We start from the raw sequence: 25,719 nt of genomic DNA, 5'->3' as shown, positions 1-25,719 counted from the left end.
CACCGGCAAGTGTCCCCAAACGCGGCCGGTGGCAATTTCCTTTTCTAAGCATTTGAATTTGAGATGTATGAAGGTTTTCGCCCCGCAAAGTACGAACCGATCAAGACCAGCGGCAGCCCGACGGCCATTCCTAAAGTGAAAGGTTCGGAAAGTATTAGGGATCCGAGAAGAACTGCGAAAGCGGTATTCAAATAGGTCACGAGTGAAGCGCGGGCAGGGCCAATATCTCTCATGACCATAAAGAAGACGACAAATGCCGCAGCAGTGCACAGTACGCCGAGCCCCAATAGAGATAAGAGGGCGTTAGTAGATACAGCTCCGCGTGGCCACTGAGCAATTGCGAACGGTGCGTAAACCACGGCCGATATGGTCATGGCTACAGCATTGATTGCGATTCCGGATACGCCGGGAAGTTTTCGGGTAATCATGATGATCGCGTAGGCATATCCAACCGACGCCAGAAGGACATATCCAATAGCCCAGAGTGCACTGGTGCCATTTAAGGCTTCAATCCCAACGAGAGCGAAAACGCCGATAAAGCCGAGTACTAATCCGAATAATCTCTTTCGATGCCAGACAGTTTTATCGCCGTGCAACGAAGTGAAAAGGGTTGACCAGATAGGTGTTGTCGCGACAAGAAGCCCGGTGAGACCAGAGGAGATTTTGGTTTCTGCGGTTGTGATGAAATACCAAGGACCAATCATTTCTAAACAGGCATAAAAGAGAACATACTTAAATCCGCAAATAGCTGGACCAAGATTCTTGCGGCGCGCGGCGATTGGAAGCAAGATTGCGGCGCCAATTACCAGGCGAACGAAAACGATAAAGGCAGGATCGAAATCTCGGATTGCCACACGAATGAAGAGATAGGGAATTCCCCAGAGGAAGCCAACGAGTCCAAAGAGCGACCAACCCCTGCGAGACATTAAACTCCGCTTCGAAAGTAGAAACTCCTATTGGAGAGAGATTTTCGTATAAAGAGCGATTGTAGCTGTGGCGACTGCGTCCCAACCAAATAATTTTTGAGCTCGCGCACGACCCGCGAGTCCGTAATTCTTAAGAACTTCGGGTTGAGCCATAAGGCGCGTGATGGATTGGGCAATATTAGATTCATATTCGGAGGATTTGCTCGAGAAATGAACCAACTCGCCAGTGACGCCGTCCTCTACAACTTCAGGGATTCCTCCTACATCGGAGGCCAGTACTGCGGTGGCGCAACCCATTGCTTCCAAATTGACTATGCCAAGGGGTTCGTAGATCGACGGGCAGAGAAATAAATCTGCCGACGTCAGGAGGGCCGTCAATTCATCGGGTGGAAGCATCTCTTGAATCCACCAAATATTCTTGCGAGTGAGTTGCAGATCTGCAATCAACTCCGCGACCTCCTGACCAATTACTGGCTCATCGGGACTACCGGCTGCAATCACCAATCCATACTCTGCTGGGACGGCCTTCCAAGCGTGGAGTAGATGTGCCAATCCTTTTTGGCGCGTAATGCGTCCAACGAAAAGGCCGTATCTTCCGGTGATCTGGTACTTTGCAAGTACGTGAGGATCCAAATGCGGAGCGAATTTATTTGTATCCACTCCATTGTGAATCGTGTGCACCTTGGTTGGATCAATGTCGGGGTAGGCGGAAAGGATGTCTGTTCGCATTGCCTCGCTCACAGCGATAATTCCTGCAGCGGCTTCAAGGGAAGTCTTTTCAATCCATAATGAGAGTCGGTAGCCGCCGGCTAATTGATCTGCTTTCCATGGACGCAGTGGCTCTAGTGAATGCGCAGTGACAATGTGCGGAATCCCATACATTAACGAGGCAAAATGGCCGGCCATGTTCGCGTACCAGGTGTGCGTATGTACTACATCAACGCTTCCAAGTGATTCGGCTATTGCTGCATCCGTCGCAATTGCCTGTATTGCAGGATTGGATTGGGAGAATTCTCGCGGGACTTCTTTTCCCAGCGCGCCATTTCTTGTTTCACCAAAACAGTGCACCGAAAGGGTGATCTCGGAGCGTTCGCGAAGCGCCTCTGCGAGTTGAACAACGTGCACTCCGGCGCCCCCATAGACATGTGGTGGCCACTCTTTCGTAACCAGTCCGACATTAATCGGAATCATCTTCTCTCTCTTTCGCCACGAATAACTCTCGATATCTGGTGGTCTAGGCGGCTTGCATGGAGAAGGCTATCGTTACGACATGCCTCGACGTGATCTCTTGCTAGGAATTGTTCTGGCGGGGGGAGAGGGCAAGCGTCTGATGCCGCTGACGGCAGACCGAGCAAAGCCGGCGGTGCCATTTGGCGGATCGTATCGACTGGTGGATTTCGTACTTTCAAATTTAGTGAATGCTCGGATGCTTAAAATCGCGGTGTTGACGCAGTATAAATCCCATTCACTTGATAAACACATCACCACAACCTGGCGAATGTCTACGCTTTTAGGTAACTTCATTACGCCCGTTCCTGCCCAGCAAAGACTTGGGCCCCGGTGGTACACGGGAAGTGCCGACGCAATCTTGCAGAACTTTAATCTTATCCATGATGAGGACCCTAAACATATTCTTGTTTTTGGTGCGGACCACGTATACCGCATGGATCCAAGTCAGATGTTTGCGCAGCATCTGGAGACACATGCGGGGGTTACGGTCGCCGCGATTCGAGTGCCACGGGCTGAAGCGAGCGAGTTTGGCGTGATTGAACTTGCCGAAGACGGAATCACAATTAAGGCCTTTCATGAGAAGCCAGCGAATCCTCCACCGATGCCAGGGCACCCAGATATGTGTCTGGTCTCTATGGGTAATTACATTTTTCGAAGAGACATTATGGAAGAGGCTCTCATCCTTGACGCTGAAGATTTGGAGAGTCGACACGATCTTGGCGGAAATATAATTCCGATGCTCACTAGAGATGGCTCCGCAAAAGTTTATGACTTTGCAAATAACGTTGTCCCTGGTGCCACCGACCGCGATAAAGGATATTGGCGCGATGTAGGTTCAATTGACGCATATTTTGACGCACATATGGATTTGGTTTCTGTTCATCCGATTTTCAATCTCTACAACCGTGATTGGCCTTTGCTCACTAATCCGCCTTCGCTACCTCCAGCGAAATTTAGTGAAGGGGGAATAGCGCACGATTCAATCGTGGGTGCTGGAACCATTATTGCGGGCGGGCATCTCAATCGAACTGTTGCTTCGCATGATGTCCTGGTCTCGGCCGGTTCATTTGTTGATGGATCGGTGCTCATGCCGTCCGTAAAGATTGGGGAGCGCGCAGTTGTGCGACGCGCCATATTGGACAAGAACGTCATCGTCGAAGCAGGTGCGCAAATTGGTGTAGACCTCGAGCGAGATAGTCAGCGCTTTACAATCTCGCCTGGTGGAATAGTCGTCGTGGGCAAAGGAGTCCGCGTTACCGCTTAACTCACCGTGAGCACGTGACTTCTGCCTTAAGGGTCGGGCAGAATTCCTCATAAATTGGCACTAGACTGAGCCTTGTCAGCGTTGACCGTACTTGATGGGTACATTGCCCGAAACCATTGAACCGTTGGAGTGAATTGCGATGCGTATAGGTGTCCTGACTGGCGGAGGAGATTGCCCTGGCCTCAATGCCGTTATCCGAGCAGTAGTTCGTAAAGGTGTCAAAGAATATGGCCATGAATTCGTTGGCTATCGCGATGGTTGGAGAGGTCCACTTGATGGGCTGACAATGCCGTTGGACATTCAAACAACACGAGGAATTTTGCCGCGCGGTGGAACGATCCTTGGTTCTTCTCGTACCAACCCCTTCAAAATTGAGGGCGGAATCGAGAAGATAAAGAAGAATTTGGAAGATGCCGGGGTTGATGCGCTCATTGCAATTGGAGGAGAAGACACTCTCGGGGTCGCAACAAAACTTCATTCCCTCGGTGTCCACGTCATCGGTGTTCCCAAGACAATTGACAATGATCTGAGCAATACTGACTACACCTTTGGCTTTGATACTGCAGTGAATATTGCAATGGAAGCGATTGATCGATTGCACACAACAGCCGAATCTCATCATCGCGCCCTGGTAGTAGAGGTAATGGGTCGTCACGCCGGATGGATTGCTCTCCACTCTGGTTTGGCAGGCGGAGCTGCTTGCATCCTCATTCCTGAGCAAAAGTTTTCGGTTGCCAAGGTATGCGAATGGGTCGAATCTCGCTTCAAGGTTAACTACTCACCGATCATTGTGATTGCCGAGGGAGCGATTCCTCAAGATGGCGATATGGTCGTGAAAGACCAGACTCTGGACGCCTTTGGCCACGTCAAACTTTCGGGTATCGGAGAATGGCTCGCCGGAGAGATCGAATTACGCACCGGTAAAGAGGCTCGAAACACAGTTCTAGGGCATATCCAACGTGGTGGCACGCCAACTGCATTTGACCGCGTACTCGCCACACGTTTTGGCCTGCATGCGATTACCGCGGCACATGAGGGCGATTGGGGCAAGATGGTTGCACTTCACGGCACAAATATTGTTCGAGTTCCGCTGGCTTCGGCCACGGAGCAGTTGAAGTTGGTTGGCTCTGCGCTCTACAAAGAAGCAGAGGTCTTTTTCGGATAATCGCACTGCGCGGACCTCCACCCACTCTCTACGCTAGGAAACTATGACCACCTTGGATGCCCTCTTCACGCCGGGCCTTGTCGCGGCCCAACAACCAACCTGGCCCGGGGGAGCGAATGGACCGGCGATTAAAGCCGCAGTGAAAGAGTTGAAAAGCTTTCCTCCGTTGGTCTTCGCCGGTGAGTGTGACAATCTCAAAGAGCGGATCGCGGAAGCAGCCGAGGGTAGGGCTTTCTGGCTGCAGGGTGGAGATTGCGCCGAAACCTTTGCAGCCGCAACCGCGGATTCAATACGCAACCGAATCAAGACAATTCTGCAAATGGCAGCGGTATTGCAGTACTACTCAAGTTTGCCGGTGGTGAAAGTTGGTCGCATGGCGGGCCAGTTTGCCAAGCCTCGCTCCAACGATTTTGAAAAACGTGGCGACATTACACTTCCGGCCTACCGTGGCGATGCAGTAAACGGATTGGAATTCACGCAAGAGTCCCGTACTCCAGACCCGCAACGGTTGGTCAGGGTCTATAACACTTCTGCCGCCACCCTCAACCTCGTCCGGGCATTTACCCAAGGCGGCTTCGCCGATCTGCGCCAAGTCCACGAATGGAACAAGGGCTTTATCCGTGATTCTTCGGTCGGTATGCGTTACGAAGAAATGGCAAACGAGATCGGTCGTGCCCTTGAATTCATGCGCTCGGCAGGAGTCGATCCTTCTGCTTTCAAAAGCGTCGATCTTTTCTCCAGCCACGAAGCGCTCATTCTGGAATACGAAAAGGCGCTGACCCGGATCGACTCCCGTACGCAATTGCCGTATGACGTTTCAGCACATTTTATCTGGATCGGTGAGCGGACCCGTCAACTCGATGGCGCTCATGTCGATTTCGCTTCTAAGGTGAGAAATCCCATTGGGGTAAAGCTTGGGCCTAAGTCGACGGTTGAGGATGCATTGGCCTTGATTGATAAGTTGGATCCGCATCGCGAACCAGGACGCCTCACATTCATTACTCGTATGGGGGCTAAGCACATCCGTGAAGCGTTGCCGCCACTGATCGAAGGCGTCACTAAATCGGGCGCTCAAGTGCTCTGGGTCAGCGATCCGATGCATGGCAATACCTATGAGGCTCCAAGCGGGTATAAGACTCGCAAGTTTGAAGACGTGCTGGATGAAGTCAAAGGGTTCTTTGAGGTGCACAAGTCACTCGGAACTCACCCGGGAGGGATTCACATCGAATTAACAGGTGATGATGTAACAGAGTGCGTCGGCGGCGGTGAGCAGATATCGCACGACGATTTGGCAACACGCTACGAAAGCGCATGTGACCCACGGCTCAACCATGCCCAGTCACTCGAACTCGCATTCCTCGTAGCGGAGATGCTTCGCGATCGCTAATCTTTCAGGGTGGCACTACTTCTAGCATCAACCAAGACCTCCATCGGTCTGCTTCAGATGATTGCCCATGAACACGTCCTTTTGAGTGCTAGTTTTGGCAGTTTTGATTCGATGTTAGATGGCCTTGATAAAGTTGATGCCCGGCGCGGGATTGACCGAGTAAAGCGAATTCCAATCATTTCTGATCTTATTGATGATTATTTTGCTGGTGATGTCGAAGCGATTAATTCAATTGCGACTAGACAAGTTGGGGCGCAATTTTCTCAAGCCGCGTGGAAAGCGATGCGAAAGATTCGTCCAGGCAAAGTTCTTTCGTACGCGGATCTTGCCCATCGGGCGGGTTCTCCAGCCGCTGTTCGTGCGGCTGGAACTGCTTGTGCTAAGAATGCGATCGTGGTTGTAGTGCCATGCCATCGCGTTGTAAAAACGGGCGGTGCTCTGGGAAATTATGCGTACGGACTAGATGTTAAGGAATGGCTCCTACGCCACGAGGGTGCCCTGTAAAATTCTACTCATCGCTTCTGCTGCAAACTCAATGTCTTTATCATCGATATCCAGATGAGTAACAATACGAGCGAAGTTTGGGCCGAGTGCACTAATCAGCACTCCTTCATTTTTTAGTAATAATGCAAATTCCGCGGCATTTAAAGAAATGTCAGACAAATCGAGGGACACAATATTTGTCTCAACATTTTTGGGGTCAACAATTGATGGCACGATGCCATGTAGTTTTTCTGCAAGAAAGTGCGCGCGACGATGATCATGCTTTAATAACGGCAAGTTTGTATCGAGAGCGAAGTGACCTGCGGCGGCAAGGATTCCAACTTGGCGCATTCCCGCCCCATATCGTTTTCGCCACACACGGGCCCCGGAAATTTTTTCCTTGGTTGAAAGCATAAGTGAGCCAACAGGGGCACCTAGCCCCTTTGAGAGACAGACGCTTATGGTTTCGAAGTACTTTGCATACACGGGAAGAGCAACTCCACTGGCAATGTGTGCATTCCAAATGCGTGCTCCATCAAGGTGGAGTTTGATTCCCACACCTTCGGCCAATGTATAAAGTTCGGCGATTTCATTTAGAGGTTGGATAGTTCCTCCGCCGAAGTTATGAGTGTTCTCGACCGCGATTGCAGTCGTCGAAACTTGGTAGGGACCAGAATCCGGTCGTGCAATTTCCATCGCATCCTGTGCTTTGAGTAATCCGAGCGGTGCTTGCCAGGTACGAGTTGTTATTCCGCTGAAAACCGCCGCAGCTCCCAGCTCGGCACGCACAATATGCGAGAACGTCTCTGCAAGAAGTTCTTCGCCAGGTGCAACGAGCATCCGAATTGCTAGTTGATTTGCGAGAGAACCAGAGGGAGTGAAAAGAGCAGCTTCTTTGCCAAACATTGAGGCAACCCGCTCTTCCAGCGAATTCACGGTGACGTCTTCGCCGTATACGTCATCCCCAACTGGCGCTTCTGCTATGGCCTCACGCATGCCTGGGGAGGGGACGGTAACTGTGTCAGAACGAAGATCCACGCGCATATGGGTATTCTCTCACGCTTCTTCAAGAACGATCATGTACATCGCGGCCACGACCATCGCCCCACCGGCGGCTATCTTCAGGGTTAGATGTTCTCCACCAAATATCACGGCAAAGACGGCAGCGAAGACCGTTTCCATCGTCAAGATAACGGCGACTTTGGTAGCGGAGATATGCGCCTGTGACCAGGTTTGCACCATGAAAGCTAAGGCAGTTGCGAAAATGGCCGTGAAAACCACCACTCCCCAGACTCCGGCATCGGGTGGCACTTGGTAGCCGTTGAAGAGTGTGGCTAGCCCTGACAGAACCGCGCACGGGATTAGTTGAAGAGTGGTGAGCGCGTAAGCATCCCTGCCTTTGCTCCATTTGCTGAGGGCGATGATTTGTGCTGCGTAGGCAAGTGCGCACGCTAGGACAAGCAGCTCGCCTCTTCCCATTGACCATCCATGGAGGGATAGAAGTCCGAGTCCACAAGTCGCGAGTGCGACGTAGAACCAGATTTTTCGAGAGATCTTTTGCCCAAGAAAGAGAGCTGCCATGAGTGGGGTAGCGATGACATAGAGCCCAGTGATGAAACCTGTCACAGCAGCCGATGTAAGTGCTAAACCAAATGTTTGGAAAAGGTATCCGGCGGCGAGGAACGTTCCAGATATAAGGCCCTTTGTCACCATGTCGCGGTTGAATAACTTAACCACTTGGGGTCGTATGAGGAGCATCGCAATTATGGCAATCGAGAAGCGGGTAAAAAGAAAACTATTGACATCTTGGCGTTGGATTGCCTCTTTCATCATGAAAAAGGTCGATCCCCACATTGCCGAGACAGCCAGAAGTGCAAGTGGGGCTAAGCGCAACCGCATAATTATTTTCGGTACTTCTTAAGGATCGCAATCTCTCTGCCATGTTCAGGTTCTTGTCCCGGAGTCTCTAGGACTAGGGGAACATTTGCTACCGCGGGATGATTGATGAGCTCTTTGAATGGTTCTAGGCCGATGTACCCTTCACCAAGATTCTGGTGCCGGTCTTTCAGTGCTCCGCAAACATCCATGGAATCATTGGCATGAATAAGTTGAAGCCGGCCTGCCCCCACTACTGAGACCAGTAGGTCAATGGTCTCCTTCATGCCACCTTTCTTGTTTATGTCATGGCCGGCTGCAAAAACATGGCACGTATCTAGGCAAACCCCAACTTTTGGGTGATTCTCCAAGGCATCGAAGTAGTGCACTAAATCCTCTAGGCGTTTAACAAGGGATTGGCCCTGCCCGGCGGTGGGTTCGAGAAGGAGGGGAGGGGCGTCGTCAGGTAGCGCCTCTAAAATCGGCATCATCCCATCATGTATTTGTTTCCATGCTTGCGGAACGTGATTCACCTCAACGGCAGAGCCGGTATGGATGACAACTCCGAGGGCACCAATATCTGCACCGCGGGAAAGTGAATAACGAGTTGAGTGAAGCGAATTTTGGTAGGTCTCATGCGTTGGGGATCCAAGATTAATAAGGTACGGCGCATGGACGTAGGTTGCGATATCGCGTTCGCGGGCAACTTTGCGGAATTCTTCATCAGCTGTGCGATTGGGCTCTGGCATCGCCCACCCCCGTGGATTGGAGGCAAAGACCTGAATTACTTCAGCTCCGACAGTCTCTGCGTAGGCAATTGAGCGCTTTGCCATTCCGCCAGTTGTGGGAACGTGCGCACCGATTCGTGGGTTAGGCATTGACCTACCCTACTGTCACGACCACCGTACTGCCACGTTTCACTTTGGATCCGACAGCCGGAGAGACATCAATGACCACCTTATTTGCACGTGTACCAATTTTCTTAATGGTTACCATGAGATTGAGATCTTCCAGCGCGGTGGTGGCTTTTTCCTGAGTCAGAGAGTAGACATTTGGAATGAAGACCCATTCTGGACCTTTGGAAATGACAAGGGCAATCTTTGTCCCTTTCGGCAAATTCGTACCGCCATCTGGTGTTTGGCTCACAACTATTCCGATAGGCACGGTATCGCTGAAGGCATAGGTTGGTGTGACATCGAATCCTGCAGCCGTAAGTTCGTTGAGGGCTTGATCGCTACTTTTGCCCTGGTAGGACGTTAGCGGAATCTTTTCAATACCTTTGCTCACTAGGAGATCAACGGTGGTATTTTTCCGCACGGAAGTTCCAATGGTCGGTGAGGCGGAGATAATTAAGCCTTTTGTCACGACTGTATTAAAGACTTCAGTCACCGTTCCAAGAACGAGGGAATTCTCTTTTAGGAGTTCCTCAGCGCGCGGTATCGCCAGATTCTTTACATTGGGGACGAGATATCTCTCCGGCCCCTTAGACACTACGAGTGAGACTGTGCCACCTTTATTGACGTGGCCACCTCCGCCAGGATTGGTGGAAATTATTTTGCCCGCGCCGACCTCCTCGCTAAATATTTTCTCAACGCGGGCATGAAGGCCAAGTGAGGCTAGATATGTATCGGCCTCACTTGTGCTCATGCCGGCCATCGTTTGAATGGAAACGCGGTTGCCAAAACCTCCAAATGCATACCAAAACCCTCCAGTAAGCAGGATCGCGAGAATGAACGCGATCCATCGATTCCTGCGGACGCGTGAACTTGCCTTACGTTTACTTATTTGGGCAGTGCTTTCAGTTTTCTCCGATTTCATAGTCGCCACTGTGCCAGAAGGAGGAGGAATAGGCCTGGCAGAAACTCTCTTGGGAGAGCGAGATTTCTCTCTGGCGATGGGTGGGAGATCGAGTTCCAAACTCATCTGGGTTCGCTTTGGATCCATTTCGGTCTGAATGTTCCGCACTTCTTCCAGGAAATTCTCAGCATCGTACGGGCGATCATCTGGGTTAACACTTGTGGCTCGCAGGATGAGGGCATCAAGAGATTCTGGAATTCCAGAAACAAGGGTCGAGGGCGCAGGGACGCGCTCGTGGACATGCTTGTAGGCAATATTTATTGGCGAGTCCCCGGCGAATGGTTTCTCGCCGGTGAGGAGTTCGAAGGCGACGATTCCTACGGAGTAGACATCGCTCCTTGTATCGGCTATCCCGCGGAGTACTTGTTCAGGGGACAAGTAAGAAACACTGCCCAGAATGACACTGGACTCTGCGGTCATCGTATTTCCTAGGAGGCCGCCGTGGGCCAAACCAAAATCCGCAACTTTAATGCGGCCGTTGATTGAGATGAGGATATTTTCCGGTTTTATGTCGCGGTGGACGATTCCAATCTTATGAGCGGCGGAAAGGGCGCTCAGGATTGGAATGAGATGTCGGATTACTTCACTAGATGAAAGTTTTCCTTGTTCAAATAGATATTCCCGAAGGGTAAATCCCTCCACGTACTCCATCACTAGAAATACTGCTGGAGTACCACCTTGATTCCAGCCCTGGTCTTGGACGCTCACAATATTTGGGTGGGAGAGTGCTGCTGCCGCTTTCGCTTCCTTGATGAATCGATTCACAAATTTCTCATCATCAGCCAGATGCGAATGCATAATCTTTACGGCAACTTTGCGATCGAGACGAGTGTCCAAGGCAATATAGATCGTCGCCATCCCACCCGTAGCAATTTGCTCTAGGAGCTCATAGCGTCCATCGATGAGTTCACCAGTTAGATCGGACACAAGAAAATCTTAGGCAACTCAGTAGATCAACTGGGTTGCGGCGCGCTACAACCCCGAAAGTTCAGAACGGCGAGATCGTGGAGAGGACGAAATCGGCGTTTTCTCGAGTCTTTTCACGGCGGTGGTGCTCATCTTCATCGACCTGCCATTGGCTCATGAATGGCTCGCTGATTTTCTCATCGCGTTCCAATACGCGGGTCAAGCCGGTTTCGGAGTCAATATCTAGCCAAAAGGTTGCCGTCGCAAACTCTCGGACAATCCGCTGTGCACTTCCAACCCCTTCGAGGATCAGTATGCAGGTTGGCATTATTTCGCGAAAGGCATTGAAAGCCTTTACATGCCAATCATAAATTGGCAGCTGATGTGGCACGCCACGCGACAAATCCTCAAGCAAATTCGAGAGTCTTTCGGTGAGTGATTCTCCCAGAGCTGATTCCCAGCCCTCATACATTTCATCCATATGTATGAGGGCTGCGGGGCACGTCGCGCTTAGAGCCAGGAAAAGGTTATTGGCAAGAGTCGTCTTGCCTGCCCCGGCACGTCCATCAATTGCCAGCACATGTGTGCTCCCACAACGTGGCGGCGTGAGCAGGATTTCTTCGACGACCTTCACAAGATCCATGAGTTTAGAGAGCCTTTCGCATTTGTCACTGTAGCAAATAACTCGTAAGAATACGCAGGTGGAGAAATACGGTTACGTAGGGATGCTCGCGTTCACTGCCCTTGCCTCTTTCTGGTTGGAATTTGCACTCAAGGTCCGAGTTCTTCGCAGAATAAAGCAGGCAGCGCAAAGTATTTTGCCGCCAGCGATTTTCTTTTTGATTTGGGATGCTATCGCGGTCCTTCGAAATCAATGGAGTTTTGATGCAGACCAAGTCGTAGGAATTTACGGACCGTTTCATCTTCCAGTCGAGGAATACCTCTTTTTTATAATCATCCCGTTGGCTGCAATCATGACGTTAGAGGCAGTGCGGAAGGTAAAGATTCACTGGAAGGTGGGTGATGAAGAATGACCTACACCCAGATTGTGATCTTGGCACTTGGTCTGGCCATGGCACTGGATTTGCTCATAATTAAGACTGGATTGCTTGGCAGAAAGGCATTCTGGACTTCGTACGCAATCATTCTTCCATTTCAGCTTTTAACAAATTGGTGGCTCACCTCGAGAGAGATAGTCATCTACGACTCGAAAGATATTTTGGGTGTGCGCATCGCTTCAGCCCCGATAGAAGATCTGATCTATGGGTTTGCATTCATTTTAGGCGTGCTCTCACTTTGGGTTAACTACGGAAGACGTCAGCGCAGGAAGACTTTGCCTGCATAAGATTGCAGCATAACCTTCGCTTTCCGAATCACCGGCACTTGTGAGTGTGAATTAAATATGTCATAACCATTTGCTTCGACGGCATCAATAATTCCGCAATACATTTCGCTGGCTGCGCGTATACAGGGACGACTTTCTCTAGGTAAAAGGCTAATTCCTGCATTGGCTTCCTCTTGAAGGATTCTCACTTTTGTGATTTGGAATTTGAGTGCCTCCACAATTTCCGGAGTTAGGACTCTTTTTTCAAGCATTGCGCGATTGACTCCACTGACTTTTAACTCTTCCAAGGGAAGATAGATTCTGCCTCGATCAAGATCCTCGCTGATATCCCTAATGAAGTTTGCTAGCTGAAAGGCAATTCCGAGTTTCTTTGCTGATTCAAGTGCGCCGGGTGTACTTATTCCAAGTACTTGCGCCATCTCAAGCCCTATTACTGCCGCAGAGCCGTACATGTATTCCATAAGTTGATCAAAGGTCTCGTATTCGACGATGGATAAGTCCATCGTCATCGAATGTAAAAATGATTCGAAGTATTCAATCGGTACTGAAAATCGCGTGGCGGTATCGATAAGGGCGCGTCCTACAGGGTCCTGACTTTCGCCACTTCTTAGACTCGCCAGAATGGATTGACCCCAACTCTTTAGTTGCAGACCCCTTTCAACTGCATCAAGTCGTGAGGAAAGGTCATCGACAATTTCGTCGGCATAACGGGCGAATCCATAGAGAGCATGGACAAATGGACGCTTCGACTTAGGTAGGAGAAGGGTTGCAAGATAGTAGGTTTTGCCGTGCGTCGTATTGAGTCGTTTGCACTCCTTATACGACGCTCGGAGGAGGGGATCAAGGATTCCGGCAGAAGTTAGTTCATCCATTTATTTCACCCGACCAACTATGCGCTCGGCCGCCAGGCGACCTGAAATAAGAACCATCGGCACGCCAACTCCGGGTTGGGTTCCTGATCCCGCAAAGACAACGTTTTCGAAACCGCGGGCAAGATTACTTGGTCGAAAGGGGCCAGTTTGGAAGAAGGTGTGCGCACTCGCGAATGGTGCCCCTCGTTCCATGCCTCGCCTCTGCCAATCCAACGGCGTCGTAACTGTTTCGATTTCTATCGAGTCGGCGAAATCGGGGTAACCGCGTTTTTCAAGAGTCTCAATCATCTGATCTCGGTATGGCTCTGCCATGTGATTCCAGTCGATTGAAGAATCCAAGTTAGGGACAGGGAAGAGCACGTAGTAAGACTGTTTTCCTTGTGGTGCAAGTGAGGCATCGTCCATGGTCGGAACCGTCACTAGAAAACTTGGGTCTGACATGAGGGTCTTCTTCTCGATGAGTTCGTCAAAGATCCCATCCCAGGCTTGACCGAAGTGAATATTGTGGTGAGCGAGGTGTGAGTACTCTTTGCTCGAACCAATCAATAAGGTGACACACGAAGGCGAATATTTTAGCCGAGCAACAGAGCGTGGAGTCCGGTTGAGCAGGTCTCTCCACGCAACCGGAAGGTCGGGATTGAGAACCACGACGTCGCAAGGAATACTCTTTCCGGTATCAGTAATAACCGCTCGTGCGCGCCCATTTGAATAGTCAATTGAAGTGACCGTGGTGTTGTACATGAAATTGACGCCGTGCTTCTCGGCGACGCTAGCCAAGGCAGCTGGAAGAGCGTGCATTCCACCCTTGGGAAAGAAGACCCCATTTACTGAGTCCATGTAGGCAATGACGGCATAGATCGCGAGTGCCTGTCGAGGGCTCACCCCGGCATACATTGCCTGGAAAGAGTAGATCTTTTGGAGACGAGGATCTTTGAAGTACTGATTAGCCTTCGGCGCTAATTTTCGGAATGCGCCGATTGCAACAAGTTTTGCCAGGTTAGGTGTAATCAGATTGAGCGGAGAATCAATATTTCGATTTATGAAATCATTCATTTCATATTTGTAGAGCTTGGTTACGAATTGAACGTACTTCTTATAAGCCTGAGCCTCTGAAGCGCCAATCGTTCTTTCAATTTCATTTTCCATTTTTTTGGTATCAGCATGAACATCAATGGTCGAACCGTCGTGATAGAAGGCACGGTAAAGAGGGGAGAGTGGTTTAAGTTCGAGCCAGTCCTTTGTTTCTTCTCCAACACAATTGAAGGCATCTTCAATAAGGTTGGGCATCGTGAGCACCGTCGGACCGGTATCAAATGAGTAGCCACCGATTTTGAGCAGACCATTTCGTCCACCAGGAACCGATTCACGCTCGATAACCGTGACGTTCCGTCCGGCGCCCGCCAAGCGAAGGGCTGCGCTCAATCCAGCCAAACCCGCGCCGACTACGACAATATTGTTGGTGGGTCCTTTAACCCGTGCCGACACTTACACGCTCCGCCGAACCGCGTTGGATGCCAATTCATTCAGAATGGCGTGGGCGGTCGAGTCGATTTCATCTCGATTGAGGGCATCCAGGGCCGTGAGGGTGAGTCTTTCGATGAGCTCTTCAACGTGTTCGCGGGCACCTGTATTGGTAATGACCATTTGCATTTCTTCAATGTCGGCGGCCGTGAGGTTGGGATCGCCAAAGAGTTTGGAGATGATGCGCTCTTGCTGCTCCGTGGCCCGATCGTGGGTCATTGCCATGAGGACGGTTCGCTTGCCTTCACGCAGATCATCCCCGGCGGGTTTACCTGTGACAGATGGATCTCCGAAGACTCCGAGTAGGTCATCGCGCAATTGAAAAGCTTCTCCGAGTGGGAGGCCAAATTCAGAGAAGATGGTTGTGTATGTCGATCTCTTCTGCTGATTTGGTTGCGCGAGAAAAACTCCAAAATGCAGCGGGCGCTCAACTGTGTATTTGCCCGACTTGAACCGGGCGATCTTAAGCGAGCGTGCCACACTCTGAGAAGCAAGGGCTTGTTCATGTACATCCAGGAATTGCCCTGCCATGAGTTCGACTCTCATCTCATCATAAATCGAGAGGGAGCGGATGAGCGCATCACTCGCAATTCCGCTTTGGTGAAGCATCTGATCTGACCAGACAAGTGCCAGATCTCCGAGGAGCACTGCCGCAGATGCTCCGTAACTCGTGGCGGATCCGGAGAGTTCTTCGTTTTCGTGAATTGCCTCAAACCAGCGATGGATCGAAGGTTTTCCGCGACGAGTATCTGATCCGTCCATGAGGTCGTCATGGATGAGGGCGCACGCTTGCAAGAGTTCGAGACTTGAAACGGCACCTATAATTGCATCGTCGTCTTCGCCCCCTGCAGCCAGATATCCGCAGTAGGCAAAGAGAGGGCGTAAGCGCTTTCCACCGTCAAGGAGAAAGGCGTTCATCGCCTCGGCCACGGGTATGAGTTCAGTGCCGATCTCGCCTAGATACTGGATTTGTTCTGCGAGAAAATTTGTGAGATTGCGTTGAACGCGCATTCGTATATCCGCAAGAGCGAACTGAGGTTCTAGGGTCACGTGGCAACGGTACCCTCACTTATCACGTTGCGCGAAAGGTAGGTTATGGCCAAGAGATCGTTTTCCTTTGAGTTTTTTCCGCCGAAGGATTCCCTGGGTGAAGAGCGCCTGTGGTCGGCAATGGAGTCACTGGAGTCCTTATCGCCAACTTTCATCTCGGTGACCTACGGAGCGGGTGGTTCTACGCGCGAACGCACTATCCGAATTACGTCGGAGATAACAGAACGGACTCATATTCCCACTGTTGCCCACCTCACGTGTGTCGGTTCGACGCAAGCCGAATTGAGAGAAGTCCTGGAAAATTACCGCGCGGCGGGAATCAAGAGCATTATGGCTTTGAGAGGCGATCCCACCGGAGGACCTAGCGTCCCGTGGGCTTCTACACCTGGTGGTTTTGACCATGCTGACCAACTCGTGGCGTTAGCTGCCGAAAGCGGCGATTTCACCATTGGAGTTGCCGCTTTTCCTGATGGTCACCCGGCATCTGGCGGAAATATGGAACAGGATATCGATGTCCTTCTTCGCAAAGAATCCCTTGGAGCGAGTTTTGCCACAACGCAGTTCTTTTTTGACGTTTCCAAGTGGAGTGCCCTTGTCGAGAGACTCAGTGCTCGCGGGTCGAGCATTCCCGTGATCCCTGGCATTTTGCCAATTACAAATGTTAAGCAGTTGGAGCGGATGGCAGAGTTGGGTGGCACGCCGATTCCCCAAAAAGTTCGAGAGGATTTTGCCAAAATCGATGGAGATTCAGGTGCAGTCAAGGCACTTGGTATCAAGATTGCGACAAAATTGTGTCATGAACTTCTCGACGCAGGCGCGCCTGGTTTACATTTCTATACTATGAACACTTCCACTGCCACAAGAGAGATATACACGAATTTAGGTATTTCTCTGTGACCATGAACTTCGGTGATTTCACCTCGAAGTGGAGTCTCGAACATGGTGGCGCATCGACCGCCGGGATGGTTGGTGGCTGGCTAAGAATCTCTTATCGAATTGCACGAGTACTCAGTTCTGCACGGCTTAGTCCCAACTCGGTTACCTATTTTGGAGTCGCCTTAGCAGCAGGAACTGCCCTTTATTCCCCGCGCTGGTGGATAGCCATTCTGCTTCTATTCTCTCTCCTATGTGATGGAGTCGATGGAAGCATCGCAATTGTCCAGAACAAAGTCACCAAATTAGGTGCAACCCTTGATTCTGTCGCAGACCGCATCTCCGAGGCATTATGGGCGGTTGCGTTCTATCGACTTGGAGCACCGTTGACATGGGTTGTGGCATTTTGGCTCATCGCTGCCTTGCAAGAATATGCGCGCGCTCGCCTTGGATCGGAGCGAATTCGCCAGATCGGAGTTGTGACTCCCGCGGAGCGTCCAATCCGCGCAATCATCATGTTCGTTGCGATAGTGGCTGCGCAGTTTGATTCCACGGCGAATTGGCTCAATGAGATCGCGATTGCAATGACATTGTTACAAGCATTTAGTTTCGGACTGGTTATTAGGTTCGCTCGGAAGAGTCTGAGCTAAGCACACTAAGCGTGGTCAATCGTGTTTGCGACGATTTCTGCGCTGATTCCGACCAGTGGCAAACCGCCTCCCGGGTGTGCTGATCCTCCGACGCAGAACAACCCATGAAGTGGAGAGCGGTTCTTCGCGCGCCAAAACGCCGCCGGAGCGCCATTGCTTGACGTTCCATAAATTGAACCACCTGGTGAAAATGTCTCTCGCTCCAAGTCGGCGGGAGTACGAATTTCCATGAGTTCGAGACGATTTCGAATTGCGATGCCACGTGATTCAATCTGATCGATGATGGTATTTGCATAGGACTGCGAAAATTCGCGATCATTCCAATCCCAGCCTTGACCAGTTGTGGAGTGAGGAGGAGTGTTTACGAGAACTGACCAAGCCTCGGTGTCATCCCTTCGCACCATCAATGGATCGTTCGGGGAGCATATGTAGATCGCTGGCTTTTTGGCTGGCTTCATATGGGTAAAGATTGATTCGAACTCGGTCTCATAATCGGCTGGGAAAAGAATTGTGTGGTGGGAAAGTTGTTGAGCCATTGGGTCCTTCTTCAATCCTAAAAACAATGAGAATCCTCCAGATGACGGAGTGGATCGCGCAATGGATCTTCGCGGTCTCTTTAAGACTCTTAGGTCGGATTTGAGAAGGGATGAGTAGACCTGCGATGCATCTGCATTGGCGACAACCAAGTCAGCCTTAACCGAAGCGCCGTCCGCTAAGCGGATTCCGATGGTTCGAGTTCCATCGTGGAGAATTTCAACCACTTTTTGCCCACAATGAAAAGTGACGCCGCGTTCAACGGCGCGGTCGTGGATCGCATACGCAAGTTGGCCGATTCCACCTTTGATGTGCCATGCACCAAAAGCCTCTTCGACGAAGGCAATTGAAAGAAGTACCGCAGGTGCCTTTCGCGGATCCGATCCACTATATGTTGCGTAACGCTCAGCGATGTACTGAAGTCGGGAGTCATGAGTGATTTGATGCGTGAGCGAACGTAGAGATTTCCAGGGTGCGATTGTTTGGAGATCGCGAAAGAATTGAGGATTCTTCAAGAGGGATGGCCAAGAGCGCAATTCCGCTTCAATGAACTTCTCGCGGGATGCATCCCACATTTTCTCTGCCCGGAGCATCAAATGATTCCACTGATAACTCGATTGATTTCCAAAACTCTCTTCGATCGCCTTGAGCGTTTGGAAGCGGGAGAGATTGGCAAATTGAACGTGAGATCCATCTATGAATCGATAGTCAAACGAGGGGTTTACTTCTTGGATTTCAAGAACTGTTTCGAGAGCATCTCCAGTCTTGAGAAAGAAATCACGATAAACGGCAGGCAGTGTCAAGAGAGTGGGACCGGTATCGAATGCATATCCGTCGATCCACTCAGTTCGGCACTTGCCACCAACGTGTGCTGAGCCCTCAAAGACTGCAACGCTGTGTCCTAGTGTTGCAAGTCGTGCTGCAGTTGACATGCCACCGATACCTGCGCCGATGACAACGATGCGACTCATATCGCTCTGCCCTTCCATAAAATTTTCCCGCGAGTTCGCCACGAGCGCACAATCATGTAAATGAGCAAGAGTGACGAGAGGGGATGCGCGATTGCATCAATCCACCGTCCACCTGTGATTCGCGCGCTCAATAGTCGCGATAAGTAGATGAGGCTGAGGGATGCGATTCCGACGGTTGAGCCAGTGAGCGCAAATGCAAGTGGTAGTACCCCAGTGAGGAATAGGAGTATGACCACTAGGGATGAGCCGAACCACCCTCCAAAGGCGACCGGGAGGGATTTACTGTAGCCATTTCGCAATTCTTCCCACGATTGGTACATACGACATTCGGCAACCCGTGAGCCATCAACTACGGTGCCATGAAATCCGTTTCTGAGAAACACGCGGGCCAGTGCAATATCGTCAATGACAGCATCACATATCGAATCAAACCCGCCTACGGCCAGCAATGAGGACTTGCGAAGAAGAAAGAACTGACCGTTAGCGATAGCAAGGGATTGTCGGGAGGAGTGTTCGGCAACTTTCAAGGGAACACTCGCTAACCATGACCATTGAAGGAGGGGTTGAATGAGACGCTCGCTCCATGTGAGAGCAATCTCCTTCGGATAAACAGAGATGAAGTCCAGGCCTTTCGCCGCAAAGAGCGTAGCCGCTTCCGCGATGGCGTTTTCCTTCAAACGAACGTCGGCATCGATGAGAATTATCAACTCTGAATCGCAGAGCTCTAATCCTTGTTTTAGTGCAAACGGCTTTCCCAGCCACTCCTTGGGCAACTTACTTCCGACCAAGAGAGAAAAACGTGAATCGTTGGATATTGCCTCGGAGCAGAGGCGACGTGTTTGGTCGGTTGAATTGTCATCGATGAGAACAATATTGAAATGGGGAAGACCTCTTTGTTTCTTGAGCGAGGCAACCACCGCTTCAACATTTTTCTCTTCATTGCGCAAAGGGACTAAAACAGTAATCGCGAACGGAGAAATCTTCTCAGCATTCTTGAGGCGAATCAAAGAGAATTTATTTGTAAAAGAGATGAGGATGATTATCGAGGGAAGAAGTAAGAGCACAAAAATCATTGAAACAAAAAGTTTACGGTTGTCCGAGCCAGCGGGCGAAGGCATACGGAGCAAGCACAAGAGCGAAGATCGCGCCGGCAAAGAGCGCAACTCCTGGTCGGTCAAAAAAGAAGAGATTTCCAACCACGCCAGAGAAAAGTGTCCAGCTGAGGAAAATATCCACCGCGGTGAACTCGGCCCCCTGTTTCCTTCTCTCGCGCGGAAGGGATATGTGCAGTAACGCGATTAGTCCCATCCCCGCTAAGAGCCATCCAGCTGTGTTCGAAAGTGGAATCTCTGGCTCGAAGGGAACATGCGAGCCGGTGAAGGTCCAGGACCATCTGTGCGCCGCCACCATCATCGGGTCGAGAAATAGGTCCCAAGCCATCAAGGCAGCGCCGCCGTATATAAAAACCCAATGTTGCGTCACACGTCGTGAGATCACAAGGATGGGGTGCACCATCATCAGCCACGCAAAGGGAACAATTATGGGGACTCCGAGGAGTTGAGGACCCAAACTTGGATCGTATGCGTAAGTTCCAAATGGCCATCCGGTACGCAAGCTGATTTCTTCGACGAGAAAACCGAAAATGAAAGTGATGGCGAAATATCTGAATGCATATCGCCAACCAAATGAGTAGAACGCGTGCAGGAGCATGGCTAGTGACGCCACATAAATAACCGCAAAAGTTAAGTAGCGCAGGATCTCACCATGCACCAGGGGGTAGAAGACTTGAAGCAGAATGGCAAGTGACAAGATCGAGTAGAGGAATTTCTGGGCCCGTGATGAGATTCCCCTTCGCCTATTTCTGTGAGGTGTGTAGTGGCGCAATGACATGGTGCTTAGTCTGCCCTATTCATTACCAGCATGCGCCAAAAATAGAGAACCACTGCCACTAAAGAACTCCCGTTGTTATTGAAATTAGTTCGAGCACGTCATCGGGATGGTCCCACATGGGGGCGTGACCACACTCAGAGAGTGTCATCCATTTTGCATGTGGCGGGACCAGGGAGCGTGTTTGACACGTCTCTGCAGGTAAGGTCCGGTCTGAGTCGCCAAAGATAATTGTCACCGGGATGGATGGCTGGATTTTTTTGTCAAAGCGTTTGGTCAAGAGGGCTTCCCATGCAGGGTAGTAACCAGTCGATGAAGCCATGGCGGTAGTGGCATCGAGACAGAGCTCGTAAGAAAATTCACGCCACTTTGGGCTGACATTTTCAAAGCCAATTTTTCTGGCCCATTCGTAGCGCATCAGCAAAGGCGAAACTGTTCGAAGGCTGCTGGCGAGCATCTGCGAAATGGCGGCATCGGGGTATCGCGTTTTAAATGGTGTAACCCAGAGCCCCGCTGGCGCCAAGCTGGTAACGGAGGATATTCTCTCGGGATACTTGGCGGCCATCTCGAGCGAAATCCAGCCACCCAGAGAATTTCCGACCGAATGAAACTTCTCGAATTTCAGATGATGCATCGTGCGAATTACGGCGTCACCCAATGATTCTGGATCCATCGGTTGGTCTTTATCAATAGGCGACTTTCCGTGGCCAGGTAGATCGAGTGTAACTACCGTGAACCTATCCATCAGGCTCGGAAGAATGCTTCTCCAGGCCGAGGATGCAGAAGATCCCATGCCGTGTATGAGGAGAAGCGTCTCTTTCTGTGGTGAGGACCCGTGGACAGTTGAGTGAAGGATCATTTTAGGAAAAGGCGCAATCCGAACTTGGTACATAAATGAAGGTTGAATTCCAAGTGAGATCCAATGGATGTTTCAATTTCTCCACCTCGCCCACCACTTCGATCGGACCAAACCCGCTGATGAAACCGTTCTTGACTTGCCTGAAAATGAGCTCTCTTTGCGAGTCCATTCCTTCGACAATATTTGCTTTTGGCGTTTGGGGTGTAAGTGAATCGAATAAATTTTTAACATCACTTACCCATGCGGCAGTTACACCGACACTTGCAGACTGAATTCCAAAGGAACACGCTATTCCAGAATTATTAAGGACTTCCGCAAGTTCGGTTCCGATACCAGGTGTCCATTCAGTATTAATGAACTTGGCGGTGGGAACAGTTTTCTTCAGCGCTATGAGCATTTTAGTTTCGATACAACTTAATGGAACCGAGAATGTGGATGTCGTCAATGACCACTGTGGTTGGTTGCAACCACCCCACTGGACTCACTCCTCCTGTGGTGTCTGCGACCGGATGCAAGCCAATGGGATTAGGAGACATTTGTTAACTCGCTGTAAACCTTATTTAATTCTAGGTCTGGCGCCAAGGTTTCAACCCAAGGCTCGATAAGGGAGTCGCCATTCCACCTAGGAACGATGTGCACGTGGAAATGGAAAACCGTCTGCCAGCCTGCCGTTCGATTCATTTGGAAAAGTGATAAACCATCTGGCTTGAGTTTTGTATCGAGCAATTGCGATACTTCCTTCGTCATTCGCATAACCTCAGAGAGTGCCTCACTTGCACTATCAAGAATATCCACCGAATGTTTTTTGGGGATCACCAAGGTGTGGCCTTTGCCAGCAGGGGCAATATCTAGGAACGCCATGCAGTGTTCATTTTCGAGTAAAACTCTAGCTGGGGACTGACCTTCGACGATCTGGCAGAAGATGCACCCAGCGTTGTCATTCATGAAAGAAGATTAGTCTACTGAGACGATCATTGGTTTCGCATTGGTGGTTCTTGCCAATTCCTCGTAGTTCGTTGGAAAGACTGCATGGGGATGTCCTGCGGCGGCCCAAATGACTTCATAATCATTCAACGCTTCATCAATGATTATTGTTGCAGGTTGAATCCATCCGACTGGGCTAACTCCACCGATCGCGAATCCCGAATGTTCACGCACAAAATTGGAATCTGCCCTGTGAAGCTTTTCTACATGGAGTTTTTCCGCAACGAGAACAGTGTCTACTCGATGGCGACCGCTCGTGATAACCAAAAGTGGTAATTCATTTGGAAGACGGAAAACGATGGATGAGGCAACTTGTCCAACCAAGATACCGAGGGAGTCTGCCGCTTCTTGTGCGCTACGGGCAGAGTCAGAAAGATGATGAACTTCACCGAGTATTCCAAGTTCACGCAATCGACTTTGGACTCGGAGCACTGATGGATGTTTTTGAGTCATAAGAAAATTTACCTCACTAACCAACAGATGGCCTTGGTCACAACTGGCTAGATCCTTTTAAGAGTTCGGTAGAAATTTTCATGTGGGCCTACGAGGCGTAAGGTCATTACTTCTTCAGACTCGACCGTGTAAGCCAGCAACCACAATTGGGCTTTTAATTTGTATTTGTATATATAGAAGCCCTCCAGATCGCCTTTTTTGGGTTCACCTAGAAGTGGATCTTCTCGAACAGCCAAAACTGCCTCGTTTAGAGTTCTTTTCTCATTCGGATGGAGCTTCTTCGCATACCTATCAAAAGTTGGAGAAGTGCGGACTTTCATCAGTCAAACTGATATTCCCCGCTAGGTTCTTCCGATTTCGACTTGAGTAATTCTCGAATCAAATGAAATGACAGATCAGGATTCTGTTCAGCTGTTCGAGCAATTTGGTAGTAAAACTCAATTTGCTTGGGCACAGAGCGATGTTCAATAGCAGCCATTCTCTTGGCGTCGTCAACTAAGTGATCGGCCAATTTCACAGTGGTAGCCATGGTGTCCTCGTTTCTTCTAGAGCCGGATGTTAGCAGAAAAAAGAACCTTAGGAAACCTTAGGAAACCTTAGGAAACCTTAGGAAACCTAGGCGGCTATAGACTCTTCCATCTAGTACTCCGCGTTCTTCGTGGTCTCTGCCGAGGCAATCCGCACCAGAATGGATCCAACAAAAGTTGTGAGAATTACGAAAGTAATGGTTATTAATTGGATCTTTTCTCCGAAAAAGGTGCTGGCCGTCAAACCAGCAATAACGAGTGAGAATTCGCCTCGTGGCACCAGCAGTCCTGTTACTCGCAATCGGATGCCCGGCTCCTGTGCCTTTCTAGTGGCCCACCAAGCCGTCAGGAATTTCGTACCAATCCCGACAGCAGTAAGAGCGAGTGCTGGCAGCAGAATCGATGGAATCTTGGCTGGATCAATCCGCAACCCGAAGAACAGGAAAAAGATTGCGGAGAAGAGATCGCGCAATGGTGCCAATCTGACGCGAGCCACGATAGCTAGATCTTCAGTCATGAGGAGTCCGACCAAGAACGCAGCAACTGCACCAGAGAATCCAATGTACGTGGCGACCCCTGACGCAAGAAGAGCAGAACCGAAAACAACGAGAAGCAGTGTCGCGGAATCGCCAAGCATGATCGGGGCGTACGGGATGTGACCACCACGCGCGCTGTAAATGACGGCGCCTCCGGTAACTATCAAAGCAACTGAGATTGATATGAAGCCGGTGAGTAAACCGACTCCAGAACCAAAGGCACTTAGAATCGGAAGCAAGGGCGCCAGGGCAAGATCTTCCATAACCAAGATATTTATTGCGTGTCTAGTGCTCGTGAGCCTTTGCCAGCGTGATTCGCGGATGAATTGCATTGCGATACCAGAGGAGGAAACGTACGAGATACCACCGAGTGCGAGAGCGCCGGTCCAACCCCAACCGAGAATAAGTGCGCATCCAGAACCAGGGACGAAATTCACTAGAAAGTCAAAGAGACCTAAAGTTCGTTGTTCTCGGAACCCGGTCAACAATTCCTTGGCGGAATATTCAAGACCCATCAGCAACAGAAGAAGAATTGCGCCAATTTGAGCGCCAATTGATAGAAAATTATCGCTCAACTCCAGGCGGAGAATTCCACCAGTACCGAGAACCAATCCGGAAAGAAGAAAGAACGGAACAACAGAAATTCTTAACTTCGATGTCACAAATGCAACTGTGCCCAGAACGATGAGAACGAATCCGATCTCTCCGAGAACAAGACCTGCGCTTCGATCTACGCTCGCCGCTAGGAGTTCGCTCATGAATTAAGTATGGCAGTTGAGATATTGAGCGTGTACATGGATATGAACCTTGATTTCAATGAATAAATGCTCTCTCGCTCGGGTAAGAAACTTACCAATTTCACAGAATCTAAAATTGCTATGCGCCCAAGCGTGAGTATGGTTGTGAACGGAGAGATGTAGTAAGCATCCTTTGTAACAACCAACAGAATCGAATTATGATGAGAAACCTAAAATACCCAAAAAAATTGGCGTTGCTTGGTGTTATTTCACTGAGCGTGTTATTTGCTGTGCCATCTACTGCTAGTGCAGTTGAGACCACTGCGACCTTGACGGTCATTGAGACAGTTATCAATGACAACGGCGGGACTATGACCTCTGCTGATTTTGTGTTGCAAATCAGAGACCTCAATGGTGATGTAGTCGGGAGTCCATTCAATGGTGCAAGCGGTGCAGGCACGACCTTCGTTCTCCCCCCTGGCAGTTACCTGATTACAGAAAACGACCTTCCTTACGTGGATGGTTTCCCTCAGTACACCAGCGTTTTCGCTGGCCCAGCGGGTATCGACCTTGGCTATGTCACGCTTGAAGCTGGCGACAATGTCACCATTGTTAGAACGAATAACGATTGGCCACAAGCCGGTCCTGCTGTACCCATTGTCACACCAAGTCCAGTTCCATCCACTCCAACAGATACTCCCACAACAGTTGATGGCGGTACATTGCCCGCAACAGGGACTCCTTGGTACAACATATTGCTCGTCGGATTCGGTCTCGTACTTCTTGGCGGTGTTGGGTTTGGGACTCGCAAGGTCTTAAACTAAGAC

The 25,719-nt window shown here is 50.3% G+C and carries 29 protein-coding genes; 9 read left to right on the top strand and 20 right to left on the bottom strand.

Translation table 11 applies throughout. The features are described from left to right. Positions 1-44: 44 nt before the first annotated feature. Both VMW30_06490 and glgA read right to left on the bottom strand, forming a co-directional pair. The gene (locus VMW30_06490; protein HUW88005.1) at positions 45-926 is read right to left on the bottom strand and encodes a DMT family transporter; all 882 of its coding nucleotides are present in this window, start codon (positions 924-926) and stop codon (positions 45-47) included. Positions 927-953: 27 nt separating this feature from the next. Beyond that, a complete protein-coding gene (gene glgA, locus VMW30_06485; protein ID HUW88004.1) occupies positions 954-2,117 on the bottom strand; it encodes a glycogen synthase in 1,164 nt (387 codons plus the stop codon). 79 nt (positions 2,118-2,196) lie between these two features. Between glgA and glgC the strand changes: the two genes are divergently transcribed. The 4 genes from glgC (at position 2,197) to VMW30_06465 (ending at position 6,476) form a co-directional block, all read left to right on the top strand. Next, positions 2,197-3,420, top strand: a complete 1,224-nt coding sequence (gene glgC / locus VMW30_06480) for a glucose-1-phosphate adenylyltransferase (protein HUW88003.1) — start codon at positions 2,197-2,199, stop codon at positions 3,418-3,420. 139 nt (positions 3,421-3,559) lie between these two features. After that, positions 3,560-4,585, top strand: coding sequence for a 6-phosphofructokinase (locus tag VMW30_06475; protein ID HUW88002.1), 1,026 nt, complete (start codon positions 3,560-3,562; stop codon positions 4,583-4,585). 43 nt (positions 4,586-4,628) lie between these two features. Beyond that, entirely contained in the window at positions 4,629-5,972 is a 1,344-nt protein-coding gene (locus tag VMW30_06470; GenBank protein ID HUW88001.1) for a 3-deoxy-7-phosphoheptulonate synthase class II, read from the top strand. 9 nt (positions 5,973-5,981) lie between these two features. Next, positions 5,982-6,476, top strand: coding sequence for a methylated-DNA--[protein]-cysteine S-methyltransferase (locus VMW30_06465; GenBank protein HUW88000.1), 495 nt, complete (start codon positions 5,982-5,984; stop codon positions 6,474-6,476). Here the strand turns inward: VMW30_06465 and VMW30_06460 are convergent. From VMW30_06460 to VMW30_06440, 5 genes are all read right to left on the bottom strand, one after another. After that, on the bottom strand, positions 6,453-7,499 hold the full coding sequence (locus tag VMW30_06460) for a GntG family PLP-dependent aldolase (protein HUW87999.1): 1,047 nt from the start codon (positions 7,497-7,499) through the stop codon (positions 6,453-6,455). The two genes, VMW30_06465 and VMW30_06460, sit on opposite strands and share 24 nt — an antisense overlap. Positions 7,500-7,511: 12 nt before the next feature. Then, on the bottom strand, positions 7,512-8,354 hold the full coding sequence (locus VMW30_06455; GenBank protein ID HUW87998.1) for a DMT family transporter: 843 nt from the start codon (positions 8,352-8,354) through the stop codon (positions 7,512-7,514). A 2-nt stretch (positions 8,355-8,356) separates the two neighbouring features. After that, positions 8,357-9,208 (bottom strand): deoxyribonuclease IV, encoded by an 852-nt coding sequence (locus tag VMW30_06450; GenBank protein ID HUW87997.1) that lies wholly within the window; start codon positions 9,206-9,208, stop codon positions 8,357-8,359. A 4-nt stretch (positions 9,209-9,212) separates the two neighbouring features. Further along, entirely contained in the window at positions 9,213-11,114 is a 1,902-nt protein-coding gene (pknB, locus tag VMW30_06445; GenBank protein HUW87996.1) for a Stk1 family PASTA domain-containing Ser/Thr kinase, read from the bottom strand. Positions 11,115-11,175: 61 nt separating this feature from the next. After that, positions 11,176-11,736, bottom strand: a complete 561-nt coding sequence (locus VMW30_06440; GenBank protein HUW87995.1) for a hypothetical protein — start codon at positions 11,734-11,736, stop codon at positions 11,176-11,178. A 58-nt stretch (positions 11,737-11,794) separates the two neighbouring features. Between VMW30_06440 and VMW30_06435 the strand changes: the two genes are divergently transcribed. Continuing rightward, positions 11,795-12,127 carry a lycopene cyclase domain-containing protein gene (locus tag VMW30_06435; protein ID HUW87994.1) on the top strand — a complete coding sequence of 111 codons (333 nt, stop codon included), beginning with the start codon at positions 11,795-11,797 and terminating at the stop codon, positions 12,125-12,127. Beyond that, complete coding sequence (locus VMW30_06430; GenBank protein ID HUW87993.1) at positions 12,124-12,438, top strand: lycopene cyclase domain-containing protein; 315 nt, start codon at positions 12,124-12,126, stop codon at positions 12,436-12,438. The genes VMW30_06435 and VMW30_06430 overlap by 4 nt, the downstream gene beginning before the upstream one ends. Here VMW30_06430 and VMW30_06425 read toward each other — a convergent pair. The 3 genes from VMW30_06425 to VMW30_06415 are packed head-to-tail and all read right to left on the bottom strand — an operon-like array spanning position 12,411 to position 15,881. Then, positions 12,411-13,310 carry a phytoene/squalene synthase family protein gene (locus VMW30_06425; GenBank protein ID HUW87992.1) on the bottom strand — a complete coding sequence of 300 codons (900 nt, stop codon included), beginning with the start codon at positions 13,308-13,310 and terminating at the stop codon, positions 12,411-12,413. The two genes, VMW30_06430 and VMW30_06425, sit on opposite strands and share 28 nt — an antisense overlap. Then, the gene (gene crtI / locus VMW30_06420; protein HUW87991.1) at positions 13,311-14,795 is read right to left on the bottom strand and encodes a phytoene desaturase family protein; all 1,485 of its coding nucleotides are present in this window, start codon (positions 14,793-14,795) and stop codon (positions 13,311-13,313) included. After that, positions 14,796-15,881 carry a polyprenyl synthetase family protein gene (locus VMW30_06415; GenBank protein HUW87990.1) on the bottom strand — a complete coding sequence of 362 codons (1,086 nt, stop codon included), beginning with the start codon at positions 15,879-15,881 and terminating at the stop codon, positions 14,796-14,798. 45 nt (positions 15,882-15,926) lie between these two features. Here VMW30_06415 and metF point away from each other — a divergent pair, with 45 nt between their 5' ends. Further along, on the top strand, positions 15,927-16,778 hold the full coding sequence (metF, locus tag VMW30_06410; protein ID HUW87989.1) for a methylenetetrahydrofolate reductase [NAD(P)H]: 852 nt from the start codon (positions 15,927-15,929) through the stop codon (positions 16,776-16,778). A 2-nt stretch (positions 16,779-16,780) separates the two neighbouring features. Then, positions 16,781-17,404 carry a CDP-alcohol phosphatidyltransferase family protein gene (locus VMW30_06405; GenBank protein HUW87988.1) on the top strand — a complete coding sequence of 208 codons (624 nt, stop codon included), beginning with the start codon at positions 16,781-16,783 and terminating at the stop codon, positions 17,402-17,404. Positions 17,405-17,409: 5 nt separating this feature from the next. Here the strand turns inward: VMW30_06405 and VMW30_06400 are convergent, their stop codons facing one another. The 10 genes from VMW30_06400 to VMW30_06355 form a co-directional block, all read right to left on the bottom strand. Further along, a complete protein-coding gene (locus VMW30_06400) occupies positions 17,410-18,909 on the bottom strand; it encodes an NAD(P)/FAD-dependent oxidoreductase (protein HUW87987.1) in 1,500 nt (499 codons plus the stop codon). Next, the gene (locus VMW30_06395) at positions 18,906-19,982 is read right to left on the bottom strand and encodes a glycosyltransferase family 2 protein (protein ID HUW87986.1); all 1,077 of its coding nucleotides are present in this window, start codon (positions 19,980-19,982) and stop codon (positions 18,906-18,908) included. Before VMW30_06395 ends, VMW30_06400 begins: the two co-directional genes overlap by 4 nt. Before the next feature lie 13 nt (positions 19,983-19,995). Beyond that, positions 19,996-20,799 (bottom strand): carotenoid biosynthesis protein, encoded by an 804-nt coding sequence (locus tag VMW30_06390; GenBank protein HUW87985.1) that lies wholly within the window; start codon positions 20,797-20,799, stop codon positions 19,996-19,998. Between the two features lie 58 nt (positions 20,800-20,857). After that, positions 20,858-21,688, bottom strand: coding sequence for an alpha/beta fold hydrolase (locus VMW30_06385; GenBank protein ID HUW87984.1), 831 nt, complete (start codon positions 21,686-21,688; stop codon positions 20,858-20,860). Continuing rightward, positions 21,657-22,052, bottom strand: a complete 396-nt coding sequence (locus VMW30_06380; protein HUW87983.1) for a hypothetical protein — start codon at positions 22,050-22,052, stop codon at positions 21,657-21,659. The genes VMW30_06385 and VMW30_06380 overlap by 32 nt, the downstream gene beginning before the upstream one ends. Before the next feature lie 128 nt (positions 22,053-22,180). Continuing rightward, entirely contained in the window at positions 22,181-22,600 is a 420-nt protein-coding gene (locus VMW30_06375; GenBank protein ID HUW87982.1) for an HIT family protein, read from the bottom strand. 9 nt (positions 22,601-22,609) lie between these two features. Then, a complete protein-coding gene (locus tag VMW30_06370; GenBank protein ID HUW87981.1) occupies positions 22,610-23,092 on the bottom strand; it encodes a YbaK/EbsC family protein in 483 nt (160 codons plus the stop codon). Positions 23,093-23,139: 47 nt separating this feature from the next. Next, positions 23,140-23,412: a type II toxin-antitoxin system RelE/ParE family toxin gene (locus tag VMW30_06365; protein HUW87980.1), complete on the bottom strand. Its 273-nt coding sequence runs from the start codon at positions 23,410-23,412 to the stop codon at positions 23,140-23,142. Continuing rightward, positions 23,412-23,621 carry a hypothetical protein gene (locus VMW30_06360; GenBank protein ID HUW87979.1) on the bottom strand — a complete coding sequence of 70 codons (210 nt, stop codon included), beginning with the start codon at positions 23,619-23,621 and terminating at the stop codon, positions 23,412-23,414. The genes VMW30_06365 and VMW30_06360 overlap by 1 nt, the downstream gene beginning before the upstream one ends. A 110-nt stretch (positions 23,622-23,731) precedes the next feature. Beyond that, entirely contained in the window at positions 23,732-24,913 is a 1,182-nt protein-coding gene (locus VMW30_06355; GenBank protein HUW87978.1) for a cation:proton antiporter, read from the bottom strand. A 197-nt stretch (positions 24,914-25,110) separates the two neighbouring features. Here VMW30_06355 and VMW30_06350 point away from each other — a divergent pair, with 197 nt between their 5' ends. Then, the gene (locus VMW30_06350; protein HUW87977.1) at positions 25,111-25,716 is read left to right on the top strand and encodes an LPXTG cell wall anchor domain-containing protein; all 606 of its coding nucleotides are present in this window, start codon (positions 25,111-25,113) and stop codon (positions 25,714-25,716) included. Positions 25,717-25,719: the final 3 nt, after the last annotated feature.

The organism is Candidatus Paceibacterota bacterium (assembly GCA_035530615.1).
Taxonomy (GTDB): Bacteria; Actinomycetota; Actinomycetes; order Nanopelagicales; family Nanopelagicaceae; genus QYPT01.
The sequence above is the reverse complement of the archived record's forward strand: the minus strand, read 5'-3'. Positions and strand labels throughout refer to the sequence as shown.